This is a genomic window from Fictibacillus nanhaiensis (genome assembly GCF_019801215.1).
In the GTDB taxonomy this organism is placed as follows: Bacteria; Bacillota; Bacilli; order Bacillales; family Fictibacillaceae; genus Fictibacillus; species Fictibacillus nanhaiensis_C.
In genome coordinates this window covers 282,425-307,903 of record NZ_JAHVJO010000002.1, presented here as the reverse complement: position 1 = coordinate 307,903, position 25,479 = coordinate 282,425, and the positions used below count along the sequence as shown (strand labels likewise).

The 25,479-nt window shown below is 35.8% G+C and carries 32 protein-coding genes; 29 read left to right on the top strand and 3 right to left on the bottom strand.

The features are described from left to right. Position 1: 1 nt before the first annotated feature. Complete coding sequence (tatC, locus tag KUV80_RS10160) at positions 2 to 763, top strand: twin-arginine translocase subunit TatC (RefSeq protein WP_222462600.1); 762 nt, start codon at positions 2 to 4, stop codon at positions 761 to 763. Positions 764 to 807: 44 nt separating this feature from the next. On the opposite strand, the gene KUV80_RS10155 is transcribed toward tatC, so the two are convergent. Then, on the bottom strand, positions 808 to 1,779 hold the full coding sequence (locus KUV80_RS10155) for a nuclease-related domain-containing protein (protein WP_222462599.1): 972 nt from the start codon (positions 1,777 to 1,779) through the stop codon (positions 808 to 810). Between the two features lie 376 nt (positions 1,780 to 2,155). Between KUV80_RS10155 and KUV80_RS10150 the strand changes: the two genes are divergently transcribed. The 13 genes from KUV80_RS10150 (at position 2,156) to KUV80_RS10095 (ending at position 12,855) form a co-directional block, all read left to right on the top strand. Beyond that, positions 2,156 to 3,016, top strand: coding sequence for a YitT family protein (locus KUV80_RS10150; RefSeq protein WP_222463135.1), 861 nt, complete (start codon positions 2,156 to 2,158; stop codon positions 3,014 to 3,016). A gap of 468 nt (positions 3,017 to 3,484) precedes the next feature. Further along, entirely contained in the window at positions 3,485 to 4,171 is a 687-nt protein-coding gene (gene ftsE, locus KUV80_RS10145) for a cell division ATP-binding protein FtsE (protein WP_222462598.1), read from the top strand. Further along, on the top strand, positions 4,161 to 5,054 hold the full coding sequence (gene ftsX / locus KUV80_RS10140) for a permease-like cell division protein FtsX (protein ID WP_222462597.1): 894 nt from the start codon (positions 4,161 to 4,163) through the stop codon (positions 5,052 to 5,054). The genes ftsE and ftsX overlap by 11 nt, the downstream gene beginning before the upstream one ends. Before the next feature lie 64 nt (positions 5,055 to 5,118). Further along, positions 5,119 to 6,336: a murein hydrolase activator EnvC family protein gene (locus tag KUV80_RS10135; protein WP_222462596.1), complete on the top strand. Its 1,218-nt coding sequence runs from the start codon at positions 5,119 to 5,121 to the stop codon at positions 6,334 to 6,336. A gap of 142 nt (positions 6,337 to 6,478) precedes the next feature. Then, on the top strand, positions 6,479 to 7,930 hold the full coding sequence (locus KUV80_RS10130) for a S41 family peptidase (RefSeq protein ID WP_222463134.1): 1,452 nt from the start codon (positions 6,479 to 6,481) through the stop codon (positions 7,928 to 7,930). Positions 7,931 to 8,025: 95 nt separating this feature from the next. Beyond that, positions 8,026 to 8,205 carry a DUF4083 family protein gene (locus KUV80_RS10125; RefSeq protein WP_222462595.1) on the top strand — a complete coding sequence of 60 codons (180 nt, stop codon included), beginning with the start codon at positions 8,026 to 8,028 and terminating at the stop codon, positions 8,203 to 8,205. Beyond that, positions 8,202 to 9,401: a PDZ domain-containing protein gene (locus KUV80_RS10120; protein WP_222462594.1), complete on the top strand. Its 1,200-nt coding sequence runs from the start codon at positions 8,202 to 8,204 to the stop codon at positions 9,399 to 9,401. The genes KUV80_RS10125 and KUV80_RS10120 overlap by 4 nt, the downstream gene beginning before the upstream one ends. 243 nt (positions 9,402 to 9,644) lie before the next feature. Then, entirely contained in the window at positions 9,645 to 10,133 is a 489-nt protein-coding gene (locus KUV80_RS10115) for a DinB family protein (RefSeq protein ID WP_222462593.1), read from the top strand. A 309-nt stretch (positions 10,134 to 10,442) separates the two neighbouring features. Then, positions 10,443 to 10,790, top strand: coding sequence for a hypothetical protein (locus KUV80_RS10110; protein ID WP_222462592.1), 348 nt, complete (start codon positions 10,443 to 10,445; stop codon positions 10,788 to 10,790). A gap of 215 nt (positions 10,791 to 11,005) precedes the next feature. Continuing rightward, on the top strand, positions 11,006 to 11,140 hold the full coding sequence (locus KUV80_RS18760; protein WP_276516638.1) for a hypothetical protein: 135 nt from the start codon (positions 11,006 to 11,008) through the stop codon (positions 11,138 to 11,140). A 130-nt stretch (positions 11,141 to 11,270) separates the two neighbouring features. Beyond that, on the top strand, positions 11,271 to 11,540 hold the full coding sequence (locus KUV80_RS10105; protein ID WP_222462591.1) for a hypothetical protein: 270 nt from the start codon (positions 11,271 to 11,273) through the stop codon (positions 11,538 to 11,540). An 88-nt stretch (positions 11,541 to 11,628) separates the two neighbouring features. Further along, positions 11,629 to 11,862: a hypothetical protein gene (locus tag KUV80_RS10100; RefSeq protein ID WP_222462590.1), complete on the top strand. Its 234-nt coding sequence runs from the start codon at positions 11,629 to 11,631 to the stop codon at positions 11,860 to 11,862. Positions 11,863 to 12,609: 747 nt separating this feature from the next. Further along, positions 12,610 to 12,855: a hypothetical protein gene (locus tag KUV80_RS10095; RefSeq protein ID WP_222462589.1), complete on the top strand. Its 246-nt coding sequence runs from the start codon at positions 12,610 to 12,612 to the stop codon at positions 12,853 to 12,855. Between the two features lie 469 nt (positions 12,856 to 13,324). On the opposite strand, the gene KUV80_RS10090 is transcribed toward KUV80_RS10095, so the two are convergent. Then, positions 13,325 to 13,510 carry a DUF1272 domain-containing protein gene (locus tag KUV80_RS10090; RefSeq protein ID WP_222462588.1) on the bottom strand — a complete coding sequence of 62 codons (186 nt, stop codon included), beginning with the start codon at positions 13,508 to 13,510 and terminating at the stop codon, positions 13,325 to 13,327. Between the two features lie 145 nt (positions 13,511 to 13,655). Here KUV80_RS10090 and KUV80_RS10085 point away from each other — a divergent pair, with 145 nt between their 5' ends. Together KUV80_RS10085 and KUV80_RS10080 are read left to right on the top strand one after the other, a co-directional pair. After that, the gene (locus tag KUV80_RS10085; RefSeq protein WP_222462587.1) at positions 13,656 to 14,075 is read left to right on the top strand and encodes an Lrp/AsnC family transcriptional regulator; all 420 of its coding nucleotides are present in this window, start codon (positions 13,656 to 13,658) and stop codon (positions 14,073 to 14,075) included. Positions 14,076 to 14,276: 201 nt separating this feature from the next. Further along, positions 14,277 to 14,681, top strand: a complete 405-nt coding sequence (locus KUV80_RS10080) for a group-specific protein (RefSeq protein ID WP_222462586.1) — start codon at positions 14,277 to 14,279, stop codon at positions 14,679 to 14,681. Between the two features lie 218 nt (positions 14,682 to 14,899). Here KUV80_RS10080 and KUV80_RS10075 read toward each other — a convergent pair whose 3' ends face one another. After that, a complete protein-coding gene (locus tag KUV80_RS10075) occupies positions 14,900 to 15,259 on the bottom strand; it encodes a hypothetical protein (protein WP_222462585.1) in 360 nt (119 codons plus the stop codon). A gap of 116 nt (positions 15,260 to 15,375) precedes the next feature. Here KUV80_RS10075 and KUV80_RS10070 point away from each other — a divergent pair, with 116 nt between their 5' ends. The 13 genes from KUV80_RS10070 (at position 15,376) to KUV80_RS10010 (ending at position 25,454) form a co-directional block, all read left to right on the top strand. Beyond that, positions 15,376 to 16,179: an AraC family transcriptional regulator gene (locus KUV80_RS10070; RefSeq protein ID WP_222462584.1), complete on the top strand. Its 804-nt coding sequence runs from the start codon at positions 15,376 to 15,378 to the stop codon at positions 16,177 to 16,179. A gap of 924 nt (positions 16,180 to 17,103) precedes the next feature. Then, the gene (locus KUV80_RS10065; protein ID WP_222462583.1) at positions 17,104 to 17,274 is read left to right on the top strand and encodes a hypothetical protein; all 171 of its coding nucleotides are present in this window, start codon (positions 17,104 to 17,106) and stop codon (positions 17,272 to 17,274) included. A 42-nt stretch (positions 17,275 to 17,316) separates the two neighbouring features. Continuing rightward, complete coding sequence (locus KUV80_RS10060) at positions 17,317 to 18,045, top strand: hypothetical protein (protein ID WP_246625151.1); 729 nt, start codon at positions 17,317 to 17,319, stop codon at positions 18,043 to 18,045. Between the two features lie 95 nt (positions 18,046 to 18,140). Then, positions 18,141 to 18,524 carry a 3-deoxy-8-phosphooctulonate synthase gene (locus KUV80_RS10055; protein WP_246625150.1) on the top strand — a complete coding sequence of 128 codons (384 nt, stop codon included), beginning with the start codon at positions 18,141 to 18,143 and terminating at the stop codon, positions 18,522 to 18,524. Between the two features lie 113 nt (positions 18,525 to 18,637). Continuing rightward, positions 18,638 to 19,006, top strand: a complete 369-nt coding sequence (locus tag KUV80_RS10050) for a hypothetical protein (RefSeq protein WP_222462582.1) — start codon at positions 18,638 to 18,640, stop codon at positions 19,004 to 19,006. 191 nt (positions 19,007 to 19,197) lie between these two features. Further along, a complete protein-coding gene (locus tag KUV80_RS10045) occupies positions 19,198 to 20,064 on the top strand; it encodes a fructosamine kinase family protein (RefSeq protein WP_222462581.1) in 867 nt (288 codons plus the stop codon). Between the two features lie 160 nt (positions 20,065 to 20,224). After that, positions 20,225 to 21,076 carry an alpha/beta fold hydrolase gene (locus KUV80_RS10040; RefSeq protein ID WP_222462580.1) on the top strand — a complete coding sequence of 284 codons (852 nt, stop codon included), beginning with the start codon at positions 20,225 to 20,227 and terminating at the stop codon, positions 21,074 to 21,076. Positions 21,077 to 21,195: 119 nt separating this feature from the next. Continuing rightward, entirely contained in the window at positions 21,196 to 22,038 is an 843-nt protein-coding gene (locus tag KUV80_RS10035) for a tyrosine-type recombinase/integrase (RefSeq protein WP_222462579.1), read from the top strand. A gap of 200 nt (positions 22,039 to 22,238) precedes the next feature. Continuing rightward, the gene (locus tag KUV80_RS10030) at positions 22,239 to 23,120 is read left to right on the top strand and encodes an NAD-dependent epimerase/dehydratase family protein (RefSeq protein ID WP_222462578.1); all 882 of its coding nucleotides are present in this window, start codon (positions 22,239 to 22,241) and stop codon (positions 23,118 to 23,120) included. 15 nt (positions 23,121 to 23,135) lie between these two features. Continuing rightward, positions 23,136 to 23,741, top strand: coding sequence for a histidine phosphatase family protein (locus tag KUV80_RS10025; protein ID WP_222462577.1), 606 nt, complete (start codon positions 23,136 to 23,138; stop codon positions 23,739 to 23,741). A 160-nt stretch (positions 23,742 to 23,901) separates the two neighbouring features. Beyond that, a complete protein-coding gene (locus KUV80_RS10020) occupies positions 23,902 to 24,792 on the top strand; it encodes a GNAT family N-acetyltransferase (protein ID WP_222462576.1) in 891 nt (296 codons plus the stop codon). Further along, positions 24,773 to 24,925: a hypothetical protein gene (locus tag KUV80_RS10015; RefSeq protein ID WP_222462575.1), complete on the top strand. Its 153-nt coding sequence runs from the start codon at positions 24,773 to 24,775 to the stop codon at positions 24,923 to 24,925. Before KUV80_RS10020 ends, KUV80_RS10015 begins: the two co-directional genes overlap by 20 nt. Positions 24,926 to 25,001: 76 nt before the next feature. Continuing rightward, the gene (locus KUV80_RS10010; RefSeq protein WP_222462574.1) at positions 25,002 to 25,454 is read left to right on the top strand and encodes a hypothetical protein; all 453 of its coding nucleotides are present in this window, start codon (positions 25,002 to 25,004) and stop codon (positions 25,452 to 25,454) included. Positions 25,455 to 25,479: the final 25 nt, after the last annotated feature.

Sequence of the window (25,479 nt, the reverse complement as noted above, 5' to 3'; positions counted from 1 at the left end):
GATGAAGACAGAAGAAATGTTTTTTGTTGATCATCTAGGCGAGCTTCGAAAACGCATCATCATTACACTCGTTGTATTTATGACGGTTCTTGCGGTATCGTTCTTTTACGTACAGCCGATCTACAGCTGGCTCATCCGCGATCTCGATCAACAGTTGGCTGTGCTTGGCCCAAGTGAAATTCTATGGGTGTATTTTATGATATCGGGTGTCATCGCGATCGCCTTAACCATTCCGATAGCAGCCTACCAAACGTGGCTTTTCATTAAACCCGCGTTGAACAAAAAAGAGCAAAAGATAACGTTGTCTTACATTCCGGCTCTGTTTTTGTTGTTTATAACAGGATTGTCTTTCGGCTATTTCGTCGTGTACCCGATGGTGTTGAACTTCCTGCTCGGTCTATCAGAGGGCCACTTTCAAACCTTTTTCACATCGGAAAAATATTTCAAGTTTATGCTGAACCTGACATTGCCATTCGGCTTTTTGTTCGAGATTCCTCTCGTCGTCATGTTCCTGACCTCTCTTGGGATCTTAAACCCATATGTGCTGACGAAAGCAAGAAAGGTTTCCTATTTTACACTTGTCGTTGTGGCTGTGTTGATCACACCACCAGACCTCGTTTCAGATTTTCTCGTCGTCATACCGCTGCTCGTCCTCTATGAGATCAGCATCATGCTTTCACGGTGGGTGTACCGCAAGAAGCTGGCGAACGAGAGCCATACCCTTCAAGAAGAGAAAGTCGTGAAGATGCGCCGACCTTCTTAAATAAATCCAGATAATGTGCGGAGTTGGCAGTTGCCACTCCGTTTTTATATTTCTATTAATTGATGTAAGTGGTATTTACGGGATTTTCTATAACCTGAGTAGGGGAGTTGTAATCCACTCAGTAAGTGATAAGCTTCACTGCTCGAAGAGAGATTTAGAAATTCTTTGCATTCACGGTTTGTAATTTCAGTAGATACTAAAAGAGCGTAATCCTTTAAAGCAGAAACATGAGCTTTAGGGTATGTATGGTTGCAATCGGTGCACAACCAACTTCTTTTTCTCCTCAACAGAAAGGAGTTCTCACATTCTGGACAAAACACACCTTTAAGTAATTCCGTTTGCTTAATCTGATAAAGGTTGCATACATTTGGATGGTAAGGTGTGTGCAGCTTTACTAATATTTTGTTCACTTTTCTTAAATCCTTTTTAGTTAATATTTGCTCCTTATGTTTTTCTTTAAATAGCTCAAATTTTGTTTTTAAATCGGCACTTTTAATAACTTTGGCTATAGCATCCTTATGGGAAGTTGCACTTTCTACGAGAGACTTTGGATTCGTGATGACGACAAGACTTTCTATAGGTATGAACGGAATTTTATGAAGCTTAAGAGTTTCAGATAGGTGATAAGCTTGTCTATGTACTTGCTGAATGGGATCATCAAAGGACTCTTTATTTCCCTCAGACGTTCTAATCATTTGAGAAAATAAGTGATCAAAATAAATATGTCCAGATATGTTTTTGATTTCCAGAACAATAAAGAAATGGGGAGTTAAGATTAGCGTGTCGATCTGAAAATAATATTCATCGTGAAGGATTCTCATGTTATGAAGAAGTATGATTTCGTCCTGAGGTAAATAACGGTAAAAGTAGTCAAGAGATTGTTCTCCTCTAAACCCTGCTTTATGTTTGGCTAGATGATCTTCTATTTCTTTTCTTCTCGGGTTCGTAGGAATTCTTTTTAAAAGCACAGACAAACTCTCAATAATTATGGGCGGTTTTCGGTCGTTTTTTATCATAAAATTCCCTCCTTTATAGATGGTGGCTGTCTAACCCCTATTGTGTCGAAGGTAAGTGCTTCAGACAAAAAACGATTTACTGCATTTTCATTGGTGGAATTCTCTATATCCACGTTATTTGTAATAAACCCACGTTAAACCGCACTAATACCACGTTATTTTCAGGAATTCCACGTTATTTTACTTTTATCCGATTTTCGACATCTCGCACGGTGTAACCACATAATCGCACCTCACTATATCCCCCCAACTCCTTCACCCCATCACCGCGGCACTAAGATTGCGTTTACAAGGGCATGCTAGATTGGTATACTTTTTTCGTTTGAAAGAATTCCTTATGAAAGTTAGAGGGTTAACGGACACCATGATGATGGCCATACGAAAAAGACGCGGGTTTCTTCACCCAACAATAGAACTTATTTTAGAATATGTATATGTCGTGATCGGCTCTGGGCTTGTAGCCTTGGCCTTCTCGGTATTCTTGCTTCCTAACGAAATCGCATCCGGCGGCGTGAGCGGTATTTCGACCATCCTTTACGGACTATTCCAATGGAAGCCATCCTATGTGCAGTGGAGTCTTAACATTCCACTCTTCGTTGCAGGTCTCTTTTTCCTCGGAAAGCGGTTTGGCGCGAAAACGCTTGTCGGCACACTGGTCCTGCCACTCTTCGTCTTTATTTTTGAAGAATGGGGAGCGGCAACAGAAGATCCACTACTCGGCGCGATATTCGGAGGACTTGGAATCGGAGCGGGACTCGGTATCGTGTTCCGAGGAAAAGCTTCTACAGGCGGAGTAGACTTACTCGCCCAGATCATCCATAAATACATCGGGATGTCACTCGGAACGATCATACTCCTTATCGACGGGACGATTGTTCTAAGTTCAGCACTGATCTTTGGCATCGAACAAGCGCTATACGCACTGATTGCCATGTTCATTACGGCAAAAACGATCGATGTTGTGCAGATCGGTCTTGGCACTTCCAAAATGGCGCTCATTATTTCTGATCGAGAAGAAGAGCTGCGTCAAGGAATCCTTACGCACATTTACCGAGGCGTAACGAAGATCAATGCACTTGGCGGCTATACACAGGATGAGCGTCCAATGCTGATGGTTGTCGTGGCGCAATATGAAGTGACGAAACTGAAACAATATGTAAAAAGCGTGGATCCTTCTGCATTCGTTATCGTTGTAAATGCGAATGAAGTACTTGGAGAAGGGTTTAAACGAGGATAAGATCAAATAAGAAAAATGCCAGCCCTTGTCAAAAAGGGTTGGTTTTTTTGTGTTTATGTAGGATATATGTCACAACCGCGTCCTTTTTACTACACATTCTGTAACATATACCGATAAAACAAAGCGTAATACCGGTACAAAAGGGCTGAAATTGATTTTCAATGGTCGCCTTTAAGAGCGCAATGTCGAAAACTTTACGTGCAAGATTTTTCTAAAAATAAAGGAAATCAGCGAATGGTGTCGTAATTTATCAAATACCATAGGGAGAAAACGCGACTAAGGTCCCTTGTTAGAGACAAGATGAAACACAACTGTAATAAAATTGTCAGTTCAAGATGTTATAATAATTATTGCGGAAAAAAACTGACAGAAATCGCGTGTTTGTCGAAAGACTTATATAAATAGAAAAATAAGACTGTTGATTGATATGGGAAATATTTTTTGGAGCAGTAAGGAAGTGAGCATAAATTGATAGAAATGATTGATGTGTGGAAAACCTATCCGAATGGTGTAATGGCACTGAACGGTATTGACGTCTACATAGAAAAAGGTGAATTTGTTTATGTAGTCGGACCTAGTGGGGCAGGGAAATCTACATTTATAAAATGTATGTATCGCGAAGAAAAGCCAACAAAAGGATCTATTATTATAAATGGAACAAACCTCGCAAAAGTGAAAGAACGCCAGATTCCTAAGGTACGCAGAAAGATGGGCGTCATTTTTCAGGACTTTAAACTATTACCACGTTTAACGGTTTACGAAAATGTAGCTTTTGCACTTGAAGTGATAGAAGAATCACCAAAAGTCATCCGGGAACGTGTTATGGAAGTTCTCGATCTTGTAAAACTGAAAAACAAAGCCCGCATGTTTCCAGATGAGCTTTCCGGCGGAGAACAGCAGCGTGTATCGATCGCGCGTTCCATCGTTAACCGGCCGCCTGTTGTGATTGCAGACGAGCCTACAGGAAACCTGGATCCCGAAACCGCTTGGGAGATCATGGACATTTTTAAAGAGATTAACGCACGTGGCACAACCGTTGTCATGGCGACTCACAATAAAGAAATCGTTAATACAATTACAAAGCGCGTAATTGCCATTGAAGGCGGCCGAATTGTACGTGATGAGGCGAAGGGGGATTACGGCTATGAAGATTAGAACATTTAAGCGTCATTTTGTTGAAGCCTTTAAAAGTATGGGACGAAACGGCTGGATGTCTTTCGCATCTATCAGTGCTGTAACGGTCACACTGCTTCTAGTAAGTGTATTCCTGGCTATCTTGTTGAACATCAACTTTATTGCCAGTCAAATAGAAGATGATGTACAGATTAGAGCTTATATTGAACGAACCGAAAAACCTGAAAGCTATGATGTTTATCAAAAAGATCTTGAGAAACTCGATAAAGTAAAAAGTGTGAAGTATCAGTCAAAAGAAGAAGGTTTAGATGAGCTAATTGAGAGTCTTGGAGATGAAGGGGAAGTCTTTTCTTCATTAAAAGAGGAGAACCCGCTTCGAGATGCTTTTATTATATATACAGACAAGCCGCAGGATACTGCTGTGGTTGCCAAAGAAGTTGAGAAGTTCAAGTTTGTGAACAAAGTGGAGTATGGAAAAGGAACCGTTGAAAAGTTATTCAAAGTCACAGACGCTGCCCGTAACGTTGGGATTTTCCTCGTTTTAGGACTTGTATTCACTGCGATGTTCCTTATCTCTAATACGATAAAACTTACGATTGTCACGCGCCGACGCGAGATTGAGATTATGAAGCTTGTTGGTGCAACAAACGGGTTCATCCGCTGGCCGTTCTTTATAGAAGGATTTGCATTAGGAGTGTTTGGCGCATTCCTTCCTATAATAGTAATCGCAGTAGGATATCAGGCCGTATTTGATATTGTGAATCAGAAACTAGGGACTGTATTTATTGAGTTATTGCCGGTGACACCGCTTATTCCTCAGCTCGCGTTATTGATGCTGTTGATTGGCGGAGTGATCGGGGTATGGGGAAGCTTAACGTCTGTCCGTAAGTTCTTGAAGATATAAAGCTAAGCAGAAGTAAAGATTCATGAAAAACGAAAAAATTAATAGGGGTTAGGGAGGAAAACGAATGAAACGCAAAGTGTTTGGTACAGTGTTATCTTTAAGTTTAGCACTGAGCGCTTTTTCTGTGTATAACTCTGAATCCGTCGTTCGCGCGGAATCTTTATCAAGCATAAAGAAAAAACAACAAGAGAACGCTAAAAAAGCAGAGCAGTCAAAGTCTAAGCTACAAGAAAACAAAAGCAGTCAGGCAGCACTTGAAAAAGAAATTACAAGAATCGATACACTAACATCTGAAACAGATACAAAGATTACTAAAAAACAAGCAGACATCGGAGAAACAAAGAAAGAGATTACCGTATTAAAAGAAGAAATCATTGAAGTTGAGAAACGAATTGCAAAGCGCGACCAGCTTTTAAAAGAGCGCGTTAACTCCATGTACGAATCAGGAGGAGCGGTTTCCTACCTCGAAGTTGTTCTTGGCTCAAAGGACTTTGGTGATTTTCTAGACCGTGTTCTAGCGTTGAACATGATTGCAGAACAAGATCGTCAGCTTTTAGAGGAACAAAAGAAAGACAAAGAGCTGCTTGAAGAAAAGATGGCAGCTGTTGAGAATAAATTGAGCAGTCTACAAAAAGCCATGCAAGATCTGCAGAAGCTTCAGCAAAACCTGAAAGCGCAAATGGCTGAAAAAGACCGTTTAATGGAATCACTTGAAGAAGAAGAAGAACATATTCATGAAGAAATGCACAAGATTGAAAATGAAGGTGCGATTCTTAAAGCACAAGAAGAAGCGTTCCGTGCAGAGCAAGCACGTGCAGCAGCTCGTGAAAAAGCAGCCCGTGAAGCAGCAGCTTCTCGCGGATCAGCTCCATCCATGGGACCTGTTTCAGGAAATGGAATGATCATCAAGCCTGCAGCAGGATATGTCTCTTCTGGATATGGTATGAGAGAAGGCGGCATGCATCAGGGAGTGGACATCGCGAAAGGCGGAACCGTTCCGATCTATGCAGCAGCAGATGGAACAGTGATCAAATCCGAATATTCTCCTTCATACGGAAATGTCATTTATATTTCGCATTCTATCGGCGGACAGCAATGGACTACGGTTTACGCTCATTTGAGCAGCCGTGCCGTACAAGGCGGATCAGTCTCAAAAGGCCAATTCTTAGGCAACATGGGTAACACCGGTGCCTCTCATGGTCAGCACTTGCACTTTGAGCTTCACAAAGGACCTTGGAATGCAGGGAAAACAAATGCTGTAAATCCTGCGGCTTACTGGTAAAATAAACACATAAACTAAACAGGCTATTCATATAGTGAAGTAGGAGACAGGCTCTATCGAAGAGAATCTCTTACAATGGAAGGCATCGCACTTTGCAGGGTGTGATGCCTTTTCCTGCAAAAATGAGGTGAGCAGAATGAACGTGAATAAAAAGATGTTGGCCCTGCTGATTATCCTTTCCATGCTCGTTGGTGCTGGTGGAACATATGGTTCTATGGCGCTGTTTGGGAATGATTCGAATTTTGTTCAAAATGGTGAAGTAAGCGATCTGCCGAAGACAAAAACGAAGCTAGACAGCAACGAAGAATTCTCAAAGCTTCAAAAGACGTATGAAATCATTTCTTCTCGCTACGTGGAAGACGTGGACCGGAAAAAACTGCTTGAAGGTGCCATTCAAGGCATGGTCAAAACCTTAAAAGATCCGTATTCCGTTTACATGGATGAAGAAACGGCGAGCCAGTTCACACAGTCGCTCGATTCTTCGTTTGAAGGAATAGGGGCAGAAGTCAGCATGGTAGACGGAAAAGTAACCATCGTAGCTCCGTTCAAAGATTCACCTGCCGAAAAAGCGGGAATCAAGCCAAATGATCAAATCGTAACGATTGATGGTAAGAGTGTAGAAGGCTTAGACCTGTACAAAGCCGTACTAAAGATCCGTGGTGAAAAAGGATCCGTCGTTACATTAGGTGTGAAAAGAAGCGGCGTAAACGATGTGATGCCGATCAAAGTCACACGTGATGAGATTCCGATCGAGACCGTTTATTCAGAAGTTGAAAAAGTGAACGGCAAAAAAATTGGCGTGATTGAAATTACCTCATTCTCTGAAAAAACAGGCTCTGATTTTAAAAAGCAATTAACAGAACTTGAAAAAGACAAAATTGATGGACTCGTGATTGATGTTCGTGGAAATCCTGGCGGTTACCTAGAAGCCGTGGATAGTATCCTGCGTCAGATCATTCCAGAGAAAAAACCATTTGTTCAAATCGAAGACCGTAAAGGAAACAAAGAGCGTTACGTGTCTACACTAAAAGAAAAGAAGAATTATCCGATCGTAGGATTGATCGATAAAGGAAGTGCATCCGCTTCTGAAATTTTGGCTGCTGCCTTACAAGAAGCAGGAAGTTATGATCTCGTTGGTGAGAAATCATTCGGAAAAGGAACAGTTCAGCAATCCATCGATCTTGGAGATGGATCAAACATTAAGCTGACCCTGTTTAAGTGGCTCACACCAGACGGAAATTGGATTCATAAAAAAGGCGTAAAGCCTACGTATGAAGTGAAACAGCCTGAATACTTCTACACAAATCCAATCTCAATTGAAAAACCGCTCGAGTTTGATATGAACAATGAGCAAGTAAAAAATGCTCAAGTCATGTTAAACGGATTAGGCTTTCAAACAGGACGTGAAGACGGCTATTTTGATGAAAAAACCCAATCCGCTGTAACAGCTTTCCAGCGTGCAAACAATTTAAAAGCGACAGGAAAAGTTGATCAGAAAACAGCAGGAAAAATGGAGTCGAAAGTCATTGATTCCATCCGTAATGTTAAAAATGACGTCCAGCGCAAAACGGCCATTGAATTAGTTGCAAAATAAGGCAGAATGGCAGGAAAAAACAACGAAAACACGAATACTATCCGTAGAGGAAGAATTCTCTGCGGATTTTCTTTGCACAAAAAGGGGTAGCAAATATGGGATCAATAAATGTTGGAGATGTACTGTTTCAACTGATAGCTCTTTTGATGGTAGTCCTTCTGATCAGCGGGATTGGAATGCTCATCAAACGAGCAGTGGCAAGTGACCGAAGACTTAAGAGAATAGAAGAAAAAGTGGATAGAATTACAGAGAAAAAAAGGAGAGAACGCCCATGACAGACACCTTTGTGAACGAATTGCTGCAAGGCTTCGGGCGGCTTTTTTTACACCCGCTTTTTTATGGATTCATACTTGTCGCCTTTTTGATCGGGCTCAAGCGTGTAAAACGTGAACGTAAAGAATTTAAAGTGAAGGTTCATCCAGTCATTGATAATCTGATATTCTCGTTGTTGCCTGGTATTCTAATAGGCCTCATCGGTTCAGTGATTTTTATTATCGCTGGTGTAACTCTGCCGATCGGAATGATAGCTTTAATCGGCATCCTTTATGCCATACTTGGACTAACCATGAAAACACGGTTCATGGCTCCTGCCTATGCCGTGAGTTTAGCGGCAGTTGTAGGCTTAGTGATGCCGCAGTTTGGGACAGACATTGCTTTTTTAGATCAATGGATCAATGACGTTCAACAAACGCCTCTTGATTCATTAGCTGTTATATTAGGTGTTCTCCTCATACAAGAAGGAATTCTCATCGTATGGAAAGGAGCAGATCGTACATCCCCGCGCCTCTTTAAAGGAAAAAGAGGGCATTATGTAGGGGCGCACGAAGCTACACGCTTCTGGATCGTGCCACAGTTTATTGTGTTACCTGTAGGAGCTATCCCAGTGCTAGACTGGTGGCCACTGTTTCCGATGGGAGCTGTAGGGTTTTCATTTTTCCTAGTGCCGTTCGCAATCGGCTATCGTCAGCTTGTCACCCATACACTTCCAGCAGAGGCGATCAAGCATCTCGGAAAACAAGTAATGTTATTAGGCGTGATCGTGTTGGGTATTGCTGCAGCTGGACACTTTTACAATCTGCCACTCCTTGTTGCGATTGCCATCGCTGCAGCTATTGCAGGACGTGAACTCATTACGCTCGTTACGAGTCAGCGTGACGATACAAGACCCTCGTTCTTTATCCAGCGTGATAAAGGTACGATCATCCTGGCCGTCGTTCCAAATACTCCAGCCGCTAAAATGGGATTAAAGGTCGGAGAAGTCATTGTTAAAGTCAATGGTGTGACCATGACACATGAAACAAGTCTTTACCGGGCTCTTCAAATCAATGCTGCTTATTGTAAGCTCGAGGTTCTTGATATAAACGGAGAAATCCGTTTTGTACAAGGATCACTCTATCAAAACGAACACCATCAGCTAGGAGTCCTCCTCGTTCATGATGTCGTTGATAGAAACGTAGCGGTTGTGAATTGATGTAATTTTTCATAATTAACCGGAATCCGTTCAAAATTCTCCGGAATGATTTTTCATAATTTATCGGAATCGCTTAATTTTTATTTAAAAGGCTCATTTAACGTGAGTCTTTTTTTATTCCTGTTATTCAACAATCAGGGCAGATTGATGAGAAGAAGGTAATTGGATAGTTTATCTTGAAATTTTAAGTTATGCCAGAATAACCGACCGCAATAGATTAATTAGATTGGGAGGAAATAGAAAATGGAAGTAAGGACACTTTTGTTACAGCAATGGGCAAGCTGTTTAGATCAAGAAGACTGGTTTCCCCCACTTGAAAAAGTCCTAGAACATATCACGTTTGAACAGGCATTTTGGAAACCAGTTGAGGGGGCTCATTCCATTTGGGAGTTAGTCTGTCATTTGCTTTTCTTTGAAAAAAGAATTCTGTTACGATTTCTTGGTCAGACTGCAAATGAACCACAGGCAGAAGATAATGACGCTACATATCGGGTACCAACTGAGACGTCTCAAAATTGGCAGAAAACAAAACAAGAATACTTTTATGTTCATCGTGAACTAGAAAAAATACTAGCAACATCAGAATTAGAAGATTTATATAGAGAAATCCCTGAAGACAATCCATTAATGATTGAACTGAAGAGTTTAGCGATGCACGACGCCTATCATATTGGGCAAATTGTATTCCTTAGTAAAATGCAAGGAGCTTGGGCAGCGAAACGAAGCTTTTGAAAAAGCTTCATTAGCTTTCAGTTATTCCATTATAGGGTGCATTTCTTAAGGAGGGAGAAGTGCTCTTTTTATTGAAATTTAGAACGGAGCTTAGAATAAAGGTATTTAAGAGAGGATTATAAATGGTTAAGTCGAGTGAGATAGACTTTGATTATTTTTATTGGACAAAAGGTTTGTTATTAAACTAAAGTCAGCATTCCTATAATGAGTTATTTGCAATCGGGTGCATTTCTTCAAGAAGAAGGTGTGCGTTGTTAATTTGTTGTAAGAAAATAGGTTTATTAACTCATGAGAAAAAGGGGCTGTTTTATGAGCTTAGAAGAATCGTTGATAGACAAGTTTCAAAATAGAGGAATACTATCAGGAGAAGAGTTGTATTTAAACATACTAGACTCTTTTGATTTTATTAGTGCTTGTACTGATTTAAATTTAGCAATTATCGGAGTAGATTTTTTTTATATCAAAGCTGATGGAACCTATCCCATTTTTCCAAATAAAAATTTAGATTGTTCTTCTTTTTTGCGGAAACAAGAACAATGGGTGGATATTGTGAAATCATGTAACAAATTTGCGAAGGATTCATTATTAATTGAATCTAATAAAGACTCCAGTCAGTATTGTACTTTTGTGGTAATTGAAGAAGGAGAAAAGGTATAAAGCAATTCTCCCTTAATAAAAGTAGATACTATGCTTTTGTGATTCAATTCAACAAACGGGTGCATTTCTTTAATAAGAAATGCACCCTCTCTTTATGAAGTTGTCTGATTGCTGAACAAGAGATTGCTTAAAGCTGTTAGATTTTAAATAATTTGTAGTATGCTAATGTAGGCAAAAGTTTTCAGAAAAGATCTCTTACAAAAGAAGGATGGTATATGGTCAAAGAATTAAACCTTGTACTCGGAATCATGTATATTGCAGCTTTTATTATATATCCAAATGATTACTTTAAAGTCTTTGTAATTGCGCTTACTTTAGCTGCAATTCTTTTAACAAAAAAAGAAAAATGACATATTAACATTATATAAGTGGATTAAGTAAGGTATAAACAACATTTCAAGGAAAGTAATGAAATTTTAAATTTAAAAAACGTAGTTTGGTATATGACTTACCGTTAAAAGTATTAGGAGTGCTCTTTATATGGAACATGATTTAATAAAATATGTGTTAGTTATCGTTCTCCTTTTTATAGTTGGACTAATTTTTTTTATAATAGGTTTACACCTTGCATGGAAAGAAATAAAAAGAAATATGAAATCTGATTCTTTGTTGGGTGCTATAATTACAACTATAGTTGGTATACATTCAGATCCGACTAGTTTAACTTCAATATGTCTATTCATAGGTATAGTCTTATCTATAATAGGCTTCTTCCTTTTGCTTGATTTTGTAGGTTTTATTACCATATAAAATAAGATTTACAGAAAGATTTTATTATAAGAACGCTGAAATTACATCTTCAACAAACGGGTGCTTTTCTTTAGAAAGGAAGCAGTTAATGAATCTAGAAGAATTAAAAAAGTATCTTGAAATCGGACATGATATTGAATTCAAATTTAATAATGAAGAATATTCTATTACTCATACAGCGAATGGGATTTGTTTTACTAAATTTTACAATCTAGATCATCAAGAATACGAAAATCTTGATGAATTCATTAACAAAGCTAAAATAAACAATTACAAATTGAAAGATATCCTTGATCAAATTAACGGAATATTTATTTATTAATTGTAGGAGAAGTTATCCAGTAAAGAGTTCTTCAACAATCGGGTGCTATTCTTCAGGAAGGAGAATAGCTTTTTCTTATTGAAGAATAGAAGGATAGTAATACAACATGGAGAGGCTCGGATTATGAAAAAATTCAAGTACATTTTACTTCTACTTTGGGGAATTTTACTTATTTTTGCTGTCTATAATTTCACAGTAAAAAGGGGTTACTGGGGTAACCCTTGGTCACTTTCAATTTTTTTCTATGTACTAGCAATAATAGTAAATAAAGGTTTCAACAAATTAATGATATATATAGCTATTCTTTATGTGTGCATGGCTATTTTTTTGTTGTATTATTTTGTATCTAATTTACCTTTTGGATTTAATTGGTTTACTTTAAATATAAAAGGGTTGGAATTTCCATTAAACTGAATAGGCTCATTACAGCACAAATTGACTACCATTTATTTATTGAGATTAGGAAGCATTCCTGTAAGAGAGAGATGAAATATTTTCGGTTATCAAAAATATTCCCAAGTTTTTAAAGTGGAGTATTTTACGGTAGCATTGTCACTATGTTAATTGTTTTTTTACTGATGATTATTGGAATTTATCCATAAAGATTTCTTCAACAATCGGGTGCAATTGCCGCACAAGGTGATCGCCTTTAACTTACTGGAGAATAAGAAGTATTGTACATATGCAAATGGTTATTAAATCACTTATTGAGGACTGATAATAACAGTAACTAGGTGGTGAATGTTTGTGCTTAATGGAATTATTCTTATATTAATTGGAATTATCCTATTTTTTATTTCTAAATGGTTATGGAAAAAAGGTGATACTAAAGAGACTATTAAGGAAGCATTTGGAGAGTTAATATCAGATTTAATAGGTTGGCAACTACCTTTAGTTTTTTCTGGAATAAAGGCGTGGTCATTGTTTATTTGGTTTATTGGGTTAGTGTCAGCTTTATTAGGACTTTTATTTATTATATTATGGTTGTTTTAATACAACTAAAGTGGGTGTAGATCTCAACTATCGGGGGTTCAGCTTTTTATTTACTTAAGATTTGGACAGGATACTTGAAAAGATATTTAACGAAATATCGTAAGTAGTGTAAAAGGATAATGGGGGCGTAATTGTTTGGAAGTTTTATATAGTTTTGTTATGGGTGTTCTATTCTTAACGATAGGTATTATTGCGTTTTTTTCTCCTCCAAAGTTACATTGGATTATGAGATTTTCAATTGTATTTATTGGTATGGGATTTATCTTGTATTCATTCTTAAGATTGTTCGCACTAATTTCTTATTAAGCAATCGTGTGCAAGAGCTGAAGATCAATATGACGAATCTTCAGCTCTCTCTTTATTCATTAATCGTAGCTGGATAGTGGGATAACTTTCTATCGGGAGGTAAATAAGGTCATATATAAAGTCTTTTCTGTTTAGTTCTGCCTTCCTCCTTTATATGATTAAGCTAACTTAATGGCCATGATGCTGCGTGTTTCGGCCTTCTTACTAATTCTCCACTACAATTAGGGCAAATATTTAACATATCATTAGTACATTTATAGCAAAAGGTACATTCATGAACACAGATGTAAGCATTATCTTGCACTTTCTTTTCACATTTTTCACATTTCGTTTTCATTTCTAATCCCATTAAAATACCCCTCTCTAATTGACTTACAATTATCTTAATGTAAAAAAGGATAGGTTTATATACTATTTTTTAGGAGATTTTACTGATATTCTTAAATAGTTAAGGGAATTTTTAATTTGTACATTAATATTGAAGGTGGAGAATAATGGATACATTAAACCGTAAGATATTAGATATATTGCAAGTGAATGGAAGAATATCGATGACTGATTTGGGAAAGGAAATCTCTCTTTCAGTTCCTGCAGTAACAGATAGGGTAAGGAAGCTAGAAGATCAAGGAGTAATCGAGGGATATAAAGCAATAATCAATCCTGACAAGATAAATAAACCTGTAAAAGCATTTGTATTAATTAAAACACACCGCTGCAAAGCCTTCAGAGAATTTTGTAAAGAAAATTCACACGTCGTAGAATGTCACAGATTGACTGGCGAATACAGCTATATTGTTAAGGTAGTTACTCAAGATTATGTGTTATTAGAAGAGTTTATTGATTCTTCTATGGAGTATGGAGAACCACATACCATGATGAATCTCTCTTCAATTGTCAGTGGGAAAATCATTTAGAACATTAATTTGTTTAATTCCATTAAAGAGTGCGTTGATTTAAAAAGGATAAACGCTTTTTTATTGAACTATTGAACAAACGAGCAGGATTATGGAGTAATGTTCTAATTATGAGGTGATATTTGAAATTTCCGTTGAAATTATTATGAATGTAAAAAACAATTAAAGTGCTATGCTGTAATTATCACGAGGGAGACATTTATGAAATTTTATATAGCTTCTAGTCTTCAAAATATTCAACAAGTAAGGTGCGTTGCAAGTGAGCTTACACAAAAAGGGTTTATACATACATACGATTGGACTCAGAATGAAAGAGTAGACACTCTAGATAAATTGCAAAGTATAGGAGAAGCAGAACAACAAGCTGTTAAAGAATCTGAGTTTGTGGTTGTACTTTTGCCAGGAGGGAAAGGAAGCCATATTGAGTTTGGCATTGCATTAGGACTAAACAAACGTTTGTATCTGTATTCTCCTAATGATGAAATTTATAACCCATCAAAATCAAGTACGTTTTATCATGTTTCAGGAGTAGATAAGTTTGTTGGAACTTTAGATGAATTTACTACTAGCGTATTAAGTAAAGAATCAGCCTTTAATTTAGCATAAACCCTTATGGATATTATGGGGTTAGGAAATTTTTTTTGAATTATTAATTCCACAATCAGGTGCATTTCTTCAAGAAGCAGAAATGCACCTTGATAAAAAAATGATTATTAATATTAAACTTCTAAACAAGGTGTTTTGAATTATAACAAAATAAATGTTAGCAGCGCTCCACTTGTGGAAAGTAACGTAACGGAAACAGAATGTGCTGAAATATAGATCTAATTCTCTAGTTCGTATGTCATTGAAACTCCCCTATAGGATGAAAGCGTATATTGTGTTTGAAAAATAAACCGTTCTGTACTTGTACTATGTGTTAAAGGGTGATAACTCAATGACCAACGGTATAAATAAGAATTTTCTGTAAGGGGTTCGTTTTGAAGTTGGTAGAGTTCACTATGAGAATTCACTTCAAACACAGCAAATCCACCTAAAGGTTTTTTAGAGAAATGCTCATGATAGATAATCTTTCCAAGTGAATTATTTTTAATCCATTCATTCAGTTGACGATTCGCTTCTAATGCTTTTGTACCTTCGGGAGATAACCCATATACTAAGTAACATTTTGTTTTAAAATCCATTTCAATCCCTCCTCTAAGCTCTAGTATGAGGAAGAAAAGAGGAATAATCATTGCAAATATTGCTTAATGTGATAGCAATATTTGATAGTATGAGAGAGGAAGGATGTGGAAATAAAATGGGGTTTAATTTAAAGCTAGAACATATAAAATTTTTAATGATCGAAGGAGCAAACTGGAGCGACGAACAGCATTCTCATGAGGATGTATACCAGATTTCAGTTCCTCTTACGGGCAGGCTCATAGCCGATCTTAACCAAAAAACATACAGCATGAGTGAAGGAGAGGCACTAATTACCAACCCCCTATCAAGTCATTCCCATCTTTTTGAAGATGTACCTTCCTCCATGTTCTTAATAGGTCTTGACCGAGAAGCATTGAATACTTGGATGAAGGAAAGAAATGGACATCATGAAATCGAATTTCGTGAACATCAAGTCATCTCTTCCTTTCACATAAAGAAGCAGGTTAAATATTGGTTTAATCATTATCTATTTGACAATCATCAAGACTCTTATGTGATCGAAGATGAAGTATTCAAGTTTTTTACTACTTTATTTGATGGAAGTTATTCTAAACAGCATTTCCATGATTCTGTTCACAGACATCCAGACTTTCTGGTCAAGAAGGTATTAGACTTTATTCATTCTAACTATGATAAAGAAATAAATGTTGAAACACTAGCACGGATAGCACAACAGAGTAAGTATCATTTTATAAGGAATTTTAAGAAGTTTACCAATCAAACACCGTATCAGTATTTATTACAGATAAGGATCGAAAAAGGAAAAGAACTACTTTTAAATACAGATAAATCTGTTTTAGAAATTAGTTATGAACTCGGATTCTCAAATCCTAGTCAATTCTATAGGAATTTTATTAAAGTAACAGGATGTACACCAATAGAGTTTAAGGGGAGCTAGAACTCATTTTACATTTTTCATTGTATTTGATTTCAAGTTAATTATAGATAAACATTTGATTTTGTTTTTATTCAACAATTGGGTGCGTTGATCCAAGAAGGATTAACGCCTCTTTTATGGAACTTATTGAACAAACGTAGCAGGATAGTTGAATAAGGATTGTCAATTTTTATCAGTTTAGCCCACAACTTATTAAATCGGCGGCCAAGAAGGCCGCCTAAAAAGATAATAAGTCTTTTTTTCAGTAAAAATAAAATAATACAGAAAAAAGAGGCTGGACATCAAAAGTTTTTACTTTGAGTCAGCCCCAGGTTACCTTAAGGTAACTATAACTTTTTATTTAGTAGTTGCTTTAATAATTCATTCTGTTCTAATAATTTTTTTGATGTTTCTGAAGTGTTCTTAAAAATACCGTAAAGAAATAATGATACTAAAAAGACTGCGATAAGTAATATAACTTCTAATACAGAAAAAACCATATCCCCCAACTCCTATTTAGCTTAATAGAAATAATTTTACCATTAATATACAAGGAAATGAATTTTCATTTAAATGGTGATCCAGTATTCATCATGGGTAATATATAAAGTTATAAGGTGTATATGCTTCCCAGTAACTGCTACCGAAACTCGTCTGCATATCGATACCTGATGAATAATTCCTATTCCACTTACTTTATTAGTATTCCATGTGTGACCCATTTTACTTCTAACTGTATGAGCTGAGATGTAGTGGTTTATGGTATTTGTATTGAAATACTGGAATACCAAGATACATTTACTATATGGGGCTTATTCAACAATCGGTTGCAAGAGTTGAAGATCAACATGCAGGGTTTTCAGATTTTTCTTTACTTAAGATTTGGACAGGATACTTGAAAAGGTATTTAACGAAATATCGTAAGTAGTATGGGGGCGTTATTGTTTGGAAGTTTTATACAGTTTTGTTATGGGTGTTCTATTCTTAACGATTGGTTTTATTGCGTTTTTTCCTCCTCCAAAGTTACATTGGATTATGAGATTTTCAATTGTATTTATTGGTATGGGATTTATTTTGTATTCATTCTTAAGATTGTTCGGACTAATTTCTTATTAAACAATCGGGTGCATTTCTGTAAGAAGGAAATGCACTCTTTTTATGGAAGTTATCTGGAATGAGTTTATGTATGAATTAAATAAAAGGAATAAAAAGGTGTGTGTTATTAAAGTGAAAATTCTTATTGGTCAACCTAAACTAGAAACTGACCTGGAGCAACTTGAAGAAGAGATTAAAAATAATCCATCAGTAGATTTGATTCTTTATCCAGAAGGTTATGTTCAAGAAACTAAATTAGAAAAAGTAAGTCAATTGGCTAAAACATTCCAAACAACGATTGTAACGGGGTATAAGGATAAGCACAATTTTGATAGGGCACTTATTATTAGTAATGAAGGTAAAATTATTTTTGAGAGAGCAAAAACACCTGAGAATAATGAATTGTATACCCCTTCCACGGCTAAAGATAATGAATCTACATATGGATATCTACTTTGTAGGGAAGTTTTTCAAGGACTACAAGGTCTGAAAAATGAAAAATCATTAGACCTTATTTTTAACCCTATTGGAGTTGGAATGTTTAGTAAAGACCAGTATACCGAATGGTCAGGAGAAGCAAAAAGAATTTCTATTAAACAAAAAGCATGGGTATTAGGAACAAGTCATGCAGATGGTTCTTACAGAAATTGTGGATTCTCAATCCCTATTGCTTATTGCTTTGATGAAAAAGGCAGAGACATTTTACTGTCTAAAGATGACACAAGAACTCGAATAGTAGACACGATGACTAAGACAGTAGATATAATAGGTAATCTAATTAAAACAAAATAATGCTTACTCAACAATCGGGTGCATTTCTCTAGGAGATATGCACCTTTTTATCGAAGTATAGGGTAGACTAGTCTGTTACAAGCAAGGGGTCGAATATGTTATATACAAGTATTTTGAAGCAATTAAGACAAATGTTTAGAAAACAGGTTTATCATAAGAATTCTCTTATTCTGGAGACGGAAACCGATGGTTTTACCTATGGTGAAATAACTGATCACTTTGATTTTGATGAAGAAGAAGGATGTACCTTTGGAGATGGCTTTGTACAGGCACCAAATGGCTCTAGAGCTGGTTTGATTTGGGATGTAAGTGAAAAACCTTATTTATATACTTGTATTGAACCAAAAGATGATAGATGGGGAGTTTACAACGTTGGGTTCGTGAAACCAATAAAAACAACGGAGGATTTAATATTTAATTTTAAATCAGTGCTTCCAATGATTAAAGAAGCATATGACAGAGCAGAACTTGGAAAGTAGAATGTTCAACAATGGGTGCCTTTCCTATTAAGGCAGCCTTCCTCTATTAGAAGTATCTTTTTAGATGTAATAAATAATTACTGTAAAAAACTTGTTTAATAGGAGAGATAACCATGGGGATGGATATTCCAGATGAAGTAGACCTTATTTCCGTTTTTGAATCAATACCTATGAGGAAAGATGAAACAGATATTTTCTATTACGACCAATCAACCTTTGTTTTAGAAAATCATATTGAAGTATTCGAAATAATCTTATCTCCTTTTTATCACGAATTTTCTATAAGTGCTAAGGAAAAGAAAACCGATACGGTGTTTTCCCATCTCGAATTACTTTCTGTTAATAAACTTGAAATTATAGAAGATAAAAAGGATTGTTCAAAAATACGATTGTTTCATGGTGAATCAGATAGATATGAAAATATTATTGAAGTCACTTTAAAGCCACGATTTAAACTGATTTTCAAAGAACAGTACAGTTAATTATTTTTATTTACATGTTTCTGGTTCAAGCTACCACATAAACTGCTTTTTCTAATGAATAACTTAAATATACAACTATTCTACGATCCGGTGCATTTCTCTAAGAAGGAGATCTGCACTTTTTTATGGAATTTATTGAACAATCGTAGCAGGATTGTTAAATAAGGCATTAAATTTAAAGTGGGGAAAATATGGATATTAGAGAGATAATTAAAGAACTAAGTCACGATTTAATACTTGATTCAGAATCAATTGAATACGAACAACTAAGAGGTGGTACTGTAAGTAAATTGTTCCTTCTTCGTACAAAGGATGGGAATAAATATGTCGTTAAGTCGAATGAGCCGCAAATCACTGAATCAGAGGCATATTACCTTAATATCTACAAGAATTTAAAATTGTTACCTAATCTTCATTTTATCGAACGTTCAAATAGATACCTTGTTTATTCATTTATTGATGGTTCTACAAATTATGAAAGAAAAAACAAACAGGAGCTGCTCACAACACTTGTACAAGAGTTTATAAATCATTATAAAACCGTACCTAACAATGTTGGATGGGGCTGGGCAGATGAAACAACAGATTCTTGGCAATCCTTTCTTTTGAACAGAATTATTGAAGCAAATAAGATTATAAAATCACATTTAAAAAAAGAGGATTATGAACTTGTACTCAATCTTGTCAAAAAGTACAAAGTAAATGATTTATTCATTGAACCATACTTATTACACGGGGATCTTGGAGTTCATAATTTAATATTTACCAATGAACAACTAAATGGTGTAATTGATCCAACTCCTATTATTGGAGACCCTCTTTATGATTTAATATATACATTTTGTTCTTCACCAGATGATTTGTCTAAACATACGATTGATTCAGCGTCGAGTTATTTGAAGATTGAAAGGAACGAAATAAATAATTTAACTTTATATGAAAACGTAATTATTGGTTTATATCTAAGAATAGGCACTTGTATTAAACATCATCCGAATGATCTTAAGGAATATCTAAGTTCTTGGTACTACTGGAAAAATATAATTAAAAAAGGGTAATTACTCTTTTTCAATAAACGGGTGCATTTCTTCAAGAAGGAGAAGTGTACCTTTTTATATACCTACAAATCTAGGAACACTAGGAACACTAAGATCTGAGCAGAGGATTACTTACCATGATAAGAGAAATACTTTGCAAACAGAAAAAAGGGGATATGATATGTCAAAATGGGAGACTAAAATTATTGAAACAGAAAGAGGAACATTTGAGGTGTTTACTAAAGGTAAAGGACTACCTGTCTGTATCACCCATCACTATTCAGAATTTAACAATACAGGAGATTATTTTGCAGAGACATTTACAGATAGTTATAAAGTTTATCTAGTCAACCTTAAGGAAGCAGGGAATTCTTCAAAATCAATCCATCCACATGAGTTAAGTATGTTTGATGCAGTCTACGATCTAGAAGCGATTAGAAAAGTATTAGGGTATTCATCTTGGATTTATGCGGGACATTCAACTGGAGGAATGATAGGGGTATTGTATGGTATTCATTGTTCACCTTCATTAAGATCATTAATTATTGTTGGATCTGCAGCAAGAAAATACGCAAATTCTTCATCAGAATGTATTTATCATAAAGGACATCCTAAATTTGAATACATGCAAGAGCTTATTGAACGATTAAAGAACCAAAATCTCTCCTATGCTGAAAGATTTGAGATTTCAAAAGAGAGAACTAAACTATCATTATTTAAACCTGAGAAATATGATGAGTATTTTTCCTTGAACATTCATAAAAAGATGTCTGCAGTAAGAATGAACTTCTTTATTAGGGAAGAAATGATTTTTGATGTCACTAGGCAATTAATTTCTATAACAACTCCTACATTAATTATCGGTGGGCGACATGATGTACAATGCCCTGTATCCTTTTCGTTAGAAATGCAAAGATTGTTACCTAGTTCCTTTTTAGAAATCTTTGAAGAGAGCAATCACTATCCATTTCTTGAAGAAGCAAGTTTGTTTAGAAATGTAGTGGAAGAATTCGAAAAAAATCTCGTTTATTAAATTAAGCCTTCTCAATAATGGGTGCTTTTATTAGATTGTTGAATAAACAGTGAATGGCTTTACCTATCCATGCCGATACTAGAATAGAATTTTAATTGGTTCATGGAGTGTGAGGTCAAATGTTACTTTCGAACGCGTGGAAGAAATACCGGCTTGATAAAAAGATAGAAGGGTATTCATTAATCACATTAAAAACCTATTCTTATCAGTACAATTTGTTACTTCGGTATTTTGGAAACATTGATATGAATGAAGTAAAAACCGATCAGTTAAAAGCTTATTTAATCGAGAAAGGTGAGCATTTGAAGCCATCAAGTTTAGGGCATCGAGTTAGGTTTATTCGCTCTTTTTTTAAATGGACTCATGATGAAGGTTTTATTAATCAAAATCCTGCAGCTAAGTTGAAAGAACCAAAGCTAGGTAAGAGAATTCCAAAATTCCTAACTGAACTTGAAATCGAACATTTAAGGGAATCTTGTCAAAACACAATGGAGAATGCTTTGTTTGAGTTCTTTTACTCAACAGGTTGTCGTATTGGTGAAGTAGTGAAACTAAACCGTAATGATATTAACTGGATAACAAACTCAGTTATTGTTCACGGAAAAGGTGATAAAGAACGTGAGGTATACTTTAATACTCGTTGCTCTTTATGGTTAAAAAGGTACCTGGATTCGAGGGACGATATTGAAGCATGCTTGTTTATAACAGAGAGAAAACCTAGAAGAAGAATGAGTATAGATCTTATGAGGTACATCATAAAGCGTATATCTAGTCGTGCTATAATCAGGAAAAATATTCATCCCCACCAATTACGTCATAGCTACGCTACCAATATGATTAATAATGGAGCACCTCTTGAGGTAATACAGAGTCTATTAGGGCATGAGAAAAGCGAAACAACAAAAATATACGCTCAATTTAGTGGGAAGCAAAGGCATGATTTATATAGTAGATATTTCTAAAGTACGTTTCTAATAGACGTACTTTTTTATTGTATTTTAGGATTGAGTTAATAAATATAATTTGAAATAATTGGTATGTATTGAACAATTGTGCAGGATAGTGGAATAAGGTTATTAAAAAAGCTTGGTCTATTCAGCAATAGGGAGCTTACCAAATGTACATAACTGGATATAGAAAGAGATGAGAGAGAGGAAGTTAAATGGAAATAAAGGGGAAGAGAATTTTAGTAACTGGCATCACAGGTACTCTTGGAGAAAGGGTAGCTATTAGTTTTCTTGAAGAGGCTAAGGAAGTGAGAGGTCTTGTAAGAGATGGAACTATTTTTAAAAAGTATGAGAAATTAGGCATAATTCCAGTTCAAGGAGAACTCACAAATAGAGCATCTTTACAAAAATCATTAGTTAATGTCGACATCGTTGTCCATTGTGCTGCTTACTTGGGTGATGATATGGAGCAAGCAACACATTCAAATGTAATAGGTGTGGAAAATATAGCAAGTCTTTCATTAGAAGCCGGTGTCCAGAAATTTATTCATATATCTACACTATCTGTGTATGGTGAACCCAACGAAGGTCACATAACTGAGGATATCCCTATAGTACAAGAACACGAGGAACCTTACATACATACGAAAGCAAAATCTGAACACATTCTGATGAGCTATGTTGATAAAGGGCTCGATGTCGTTGTTTTAAGACCAGGTTCGATCTGTGCAGAAGAAAATTCATATTGGGGTGACAGACAGGTCTATAGAATGATTAAAGCTGACGTAGTAGATTGGGTTCACCCTGAAGATATGATTGCCTGGATACATTCAGATAACCTAGTTGATCTTATACATTTAGTTATTAGAAGTGCAAAAAGTGGAGAAGTATTTAATGCAATTGATGGGAACTTCCCAGAAACTGAATTTAGGATGAGAATAATTAAGGTTTTAGGAAAACTTCAAAAGCTGCCTAATAGGGAAGTGCAGTGTCCGATTTATTCTGATCAAAAAATAAAAAACTTAGGATATGTTCCAAATAAAGTATTTAGTGAGACAATAGCTAACTTAGAACATATGGCTGTGAATAACACTTAAGAAAAGGGTGGGAGAATGACTACCATAGGATTAATTCGGCACGGAATAACTGAATGGAATTCCCTAGGTAAGGCTCAAGGAGTAAGTGATATTCCATTAAATGAGCTGGGCAGAAAACAAGCCTCAGAAATTGGAGATAGGTTATCTCTTGAAGAACAGTGGGATATGATTATTACGAGTGACTTATCAAGGGCCTTTGAAACTGCTGAAATTATTGGAAGTAAAATAGGCTTACCCATTAGTCATATTAATGAAAGGGTAAGAGAAATAAATTGTGGGGAGATTGAAGGCACTACGGAAGAACAAAGAGTCCGACAGTGGGGTAGTGAATGGCGTAATTTGGAACTCGGAATGGAAAACTTTGAAGTTGTATCTAACAGAGGAATAGCCTTTTTAGATGATATAGTTTGTACATATAAAGACAAACGAATATTGGTAGTCAGCCACGGAGCTTTAATCGGATTAACCTTACAAAAGTTACTTCCTCAGAAATTTCAGCAGACTTATATTGATAATACTTCAATTACTATTTTAAGTCATATAGAAGACAGGTGGGATTGTCCTTTGTATAACTGTACGCGACACTTAAACCTTTTCCCATCAGAGAGTAAAGTTATCTAGCCTTTTCATATGGAACTTATTGAACAAACGTAGCAGTTTAACGGAATAATTTGAAACTTAATCTTTGGGGTTCCGTCTAACTATTAACGGGATATGCCAGAAACGGGAAGTTTATTAAAGAAGGAATTTTTTTGGAAAACTAAGGGACGGAGAACAAAATATGACAATAACTTATAGAAGATATAAAGATATTAGTGACTACGAGAAGATATGTACTTTCTTAGAGAAAAGCTATGAAACTTATGGGACAAGGTTCGATAATAATTTAAGCTTATTTGAATTTCAATGTGCATTGTCATGTGGATTGGAAGAACCAAATAAGACAATCGGTGAGTCCTTAGAAAAGGTTTTTCTATGGTTTGATGATGATAATTTAGTTGGATTTCTTGAAGAAGGGTCCTTTTGTATAGCCACTAATTACAGGTTTATCTATGATGAAGTTGTAAAAGTTGGAGAAAAGTTTCATTCCGATGCTGATAACAAAATCGAATGGGAGATATACGACAACGACACCGACTATGAAAATGTTTTATTGGAAAATGGATACTACAAGACGGATGAATACTGGGTAAGAAGGGATTTTAACCTTAAAAAATCAGTGAATCGCTTGGAATTACCTGAAGGATTTCACATAGAATCAGTACCGAACCTGAAAGAGCTTGATGAGGTGTATAAAGCCTATAAGCTATGTTATGGAATATTATTCAATAAGAGTATTCTTAATAATTTTTATGAAACATCAACTTATAGAAAAGAGTTAGACTTAGTAGTTTTGGGTCCAGATAATAATGTAGTGGCTCTAAGTAGTGGAAGGTATGATGAAAAGAATAAGCTAGTTACTATTGAAGCAGTATCTTGCTATCATGATTATAAAGGGAAAGGTATAAGTAAAGCATTATTATTACATGAGTTAATTGTTGCCAGAGAACTTGGTGCAGAAAAAGCTACTGTATATACTGCTATGCCAGAAAAATACCCAGCTCCCAATAAACTTTACGAGTCAGTTGGGTTTAATTTAGTCGGTAAAAGATATGTTTGGAAAAAGAATTAACTTAGAGGAAATTGGTAAACAACAATCCATATATCTTAAACTAACGGGTGCATTTCTTCAAGAAGGAGAAGTGCACTTTTCTATTGAATTTATTGAACAAACCGGAGCAGGATTGTTGAATAAGACAATGTAACCTACGAAAGATTTTTAACGACTAATCTTATAGAGGGGGGATTAATATAAAAATTAAACATTTACTTTCGTTTGTAATGTTAGTTGTTTTTATATCCACTTTAATATTTCCAACTAAATCACTTGCAACATCTTGGGCTTATTCATTTGTAGTTTGGGAGGATAATATTTATGTTATTAGTGACGAATATGTTAGTGAAATTAACAGTGAAATTGGTCAGGTATCTAAGTATTCAGATATGAAATCATATCCTGGTAACTTCTCAAATACCTATGAAAAAGGGACTAAGTATTATTCAATAAAAGGTATTAACCCCAATGAAGTAATAGCAATTGAAGAATCTAATGGTCGATATATCAAGGCTTATCGTGACGGAGAATATGAAATAAGAAGTGTTTTTGATGGATATTTCGATGGACAACAGGGCGTAATAAGGATTCTTGTCCTCTTAAGTATAGGAATACTAGCTGTTATGCTCATTTATAAATTTAAGAAGAATAGGAAAAACGGTAAGAATTTATTCCGCTAGCTAGAAGTGTTGATCCAAGAAGGGT

What these genes read in the sequence shown, in the direction of transcription:
- KUV80_RS18760 (WP_276516638.1), top strand. Translation starts at nt 11,006, where the DNA reads ATGGTCAAAGAATTAAACCTTGTACTCGGAATCATGTATATTGCAGCT.
- KUV80_RS10115 (WP_222462593.1), top strand. Translation starts at nt 9,645, where the DNA reads ATGGAAGTAAGGACACTTTTGTTACAGCAATGGGCAAGCTGTTTAGAT.
- KUV80_RS10110 (WP_222462592.1), top strand. Translation starts at nt 10,443, where the DNA reads ATGAGCTTAGAAGAATCGTTGATAGACAAGTTTCAAAATAGAGGAATA.
- KUV80_RS10125 (WP_222462595.1), top strand. Translation starts at nt 8,026, where the DNA reads ATGGGATCAATAAATGTTGGAGATGTACTGTTTCAACTGATAGCTCTT.
- KUV80_RS10105 (WP_222462591.1), top strand. Translation starts at nt 11,271, where the DNA reads ATGGAACATGATTTAATAAAATATGTGTTAGTTATCGTTCTCCTTTTT.
- KUV80_RS10055 (WP_246625150.1), top strand. Translation starts at nt 18,141, where the DNA reads ATGTTATATACAAGTATTTTGAAGCAATTAAGACAAATGTTTAGAAAA.
- KUV80_RS10035 (WP_222462579.1), top strand. Translation starts at nt 21,196, where the DNA reads ATGTTACTTTCGAACGCGTGGAAGAAATACCGGCTTGATAAAAAGATA.
- KUV80_RS10025 (WP_222462577.1), top strand. Translation starts at nt 23,136, where the DNA reads ATGACTACCATAGGATTAATTCGGCACGGAATAACTGAATGGAATTCC.
- KUV80_RS10060 (WP_246625151.1), top strand. Translation starts at nt 17,317, where the DNA reads ATGGAAGTTATCTGGAATGAGTTTATGTATGAATTAAATAAAAGGAAT.
- ftsX (WP_222462597.1), top strand. Translation starts at nt 4,161, where the DNA reads ATGAAGATTAGAACATTTAAGCGTCATTTTGTTGAAGCCTTTAAAAGT.
- KUV80_RS10070 (WP_222462584.1), top strand. Translation starts at nt 15,376, where the DNA reads ATGGGGTTTAATTTAAAGCTAGAACATATAAAATTTTTAATGATCGAA.
- KUV80_RS10080 (WP_222462586.1), top strand. Translation starts at nt 14,277, where the DNA reads ATGAAATTTTATATAGCTTCTAGTCTTCAAAATATTCAACAAGTAAGG.
- KUV80_RS10100 (WP_222462590.1), top strand. Translation starts at nt 11,629, where the DNA reads ATGAATCTAGAAGAATTAAAAAAGTATCTTGAAATCGGACATGATATT.
- KUV80_RS10085 (WP_222462587.1), top strand. Translation starts at nt 13,656, where the DNA reads ATGGATACATTAAACCGTAAGATATTAGATATATTGCAAGTGAATGGA.
- KUV80_RS10015 (WP_222462575.1), top strand. Translation starts at nt 24,773, where the DNA reads ATGTTTGGAAAAAGAATTAACTTAGAGGAAATTGGTAAACAACAATCC.
- KUV80_RS10120 (WP_222462594.1), top strand. Translation starts at nt 8,202, where the DNA reads ATGACAGACACCTTTGTGAACGAATTGCTGCAAGGCTTCGGGCGGCTT.
- KUV80_RS10040 (WP_222462580.1), top strand. Translation starts at nt 20,225, where the DNA reads ATGTCAAAATGGGAGACTAAAATTATTGAAACAGAAAGAGGAACATTT.
- KUV80_RS10030 (WP_222462578.1), top strand. Translation starts at nt 22,239, where the DNA reads ATGGAAATAAAGGGGAAGAGAATTTTAGTAACTGGCATCACAGGTACT.
- tatC (WP_222462600.1), top strand. Translation starts at nt 2, where the DNA reads ATGAAGACAGAAGAAATGTTTTTTGTTGATCATCTAGGCGAGCTTCGA.
- KUV80_RS10020 (WP_222462576.1), top strand. Translation starts at nt 23,902, where the DNA reads ATGACAATAACTTATAGAAGATATAAAGATATTAGTGACTACGAGAAG.
- KUV80_RS10075 (WP_222462585.1), bottom strand. Translation starts at nt 15,259, where the DNA reads ATGGATTTTAAAACAAAATGTTACTTAGTATATGGGTTATCTCCCGAA.
- KUV80_RS10010 (WP_222462574.1), top strand. Translation starts at nt 25,002, where the DNA reads ATGTTAGTTGTTTTTATATCCACTTTAATATTTCCAACTAAATCACTT.
- KUV80_RS10155 (WP_222462599.1), bottom strand. Translation starts at nt 1,779, where the DNA reads ATGATAAAAAACGACCGAAAACCGCCCATAATTATTGAGAGTTTGTCT.
- KUV80_RS10045 (WP_222462581.1), top strand. Translation starts at nt 19,198, where the DNA reads ATGGATATTAGAGAGATAATTAAAGAACTAAGTCACGATTTAATACTT.
- KUV80_RS10090 (WP_222462588.1), bottom strand. Translation starts at nt 13,510, where the DNA reads ATGGGATTAGAAATGAAAACGAAATGTGAAAAATGTGAAAAGAAAGTG.
- KUV80_RS10135 (WP_222462596.1), top strand. Translation starts at nt 5,119, where the DNA reads ATGAAACGCAAAGTGTTTGGTACAGTGTTATCTTTAAGTTTAGCACTG.
- KUV80_RS10050 (WP_222462582.1), top strand. Translation starts at nt 18,638, where the DNA reads ATGGGGATGGATATTCCAGATGAAGTAGACCTTATTTCCGTTTTTGAA.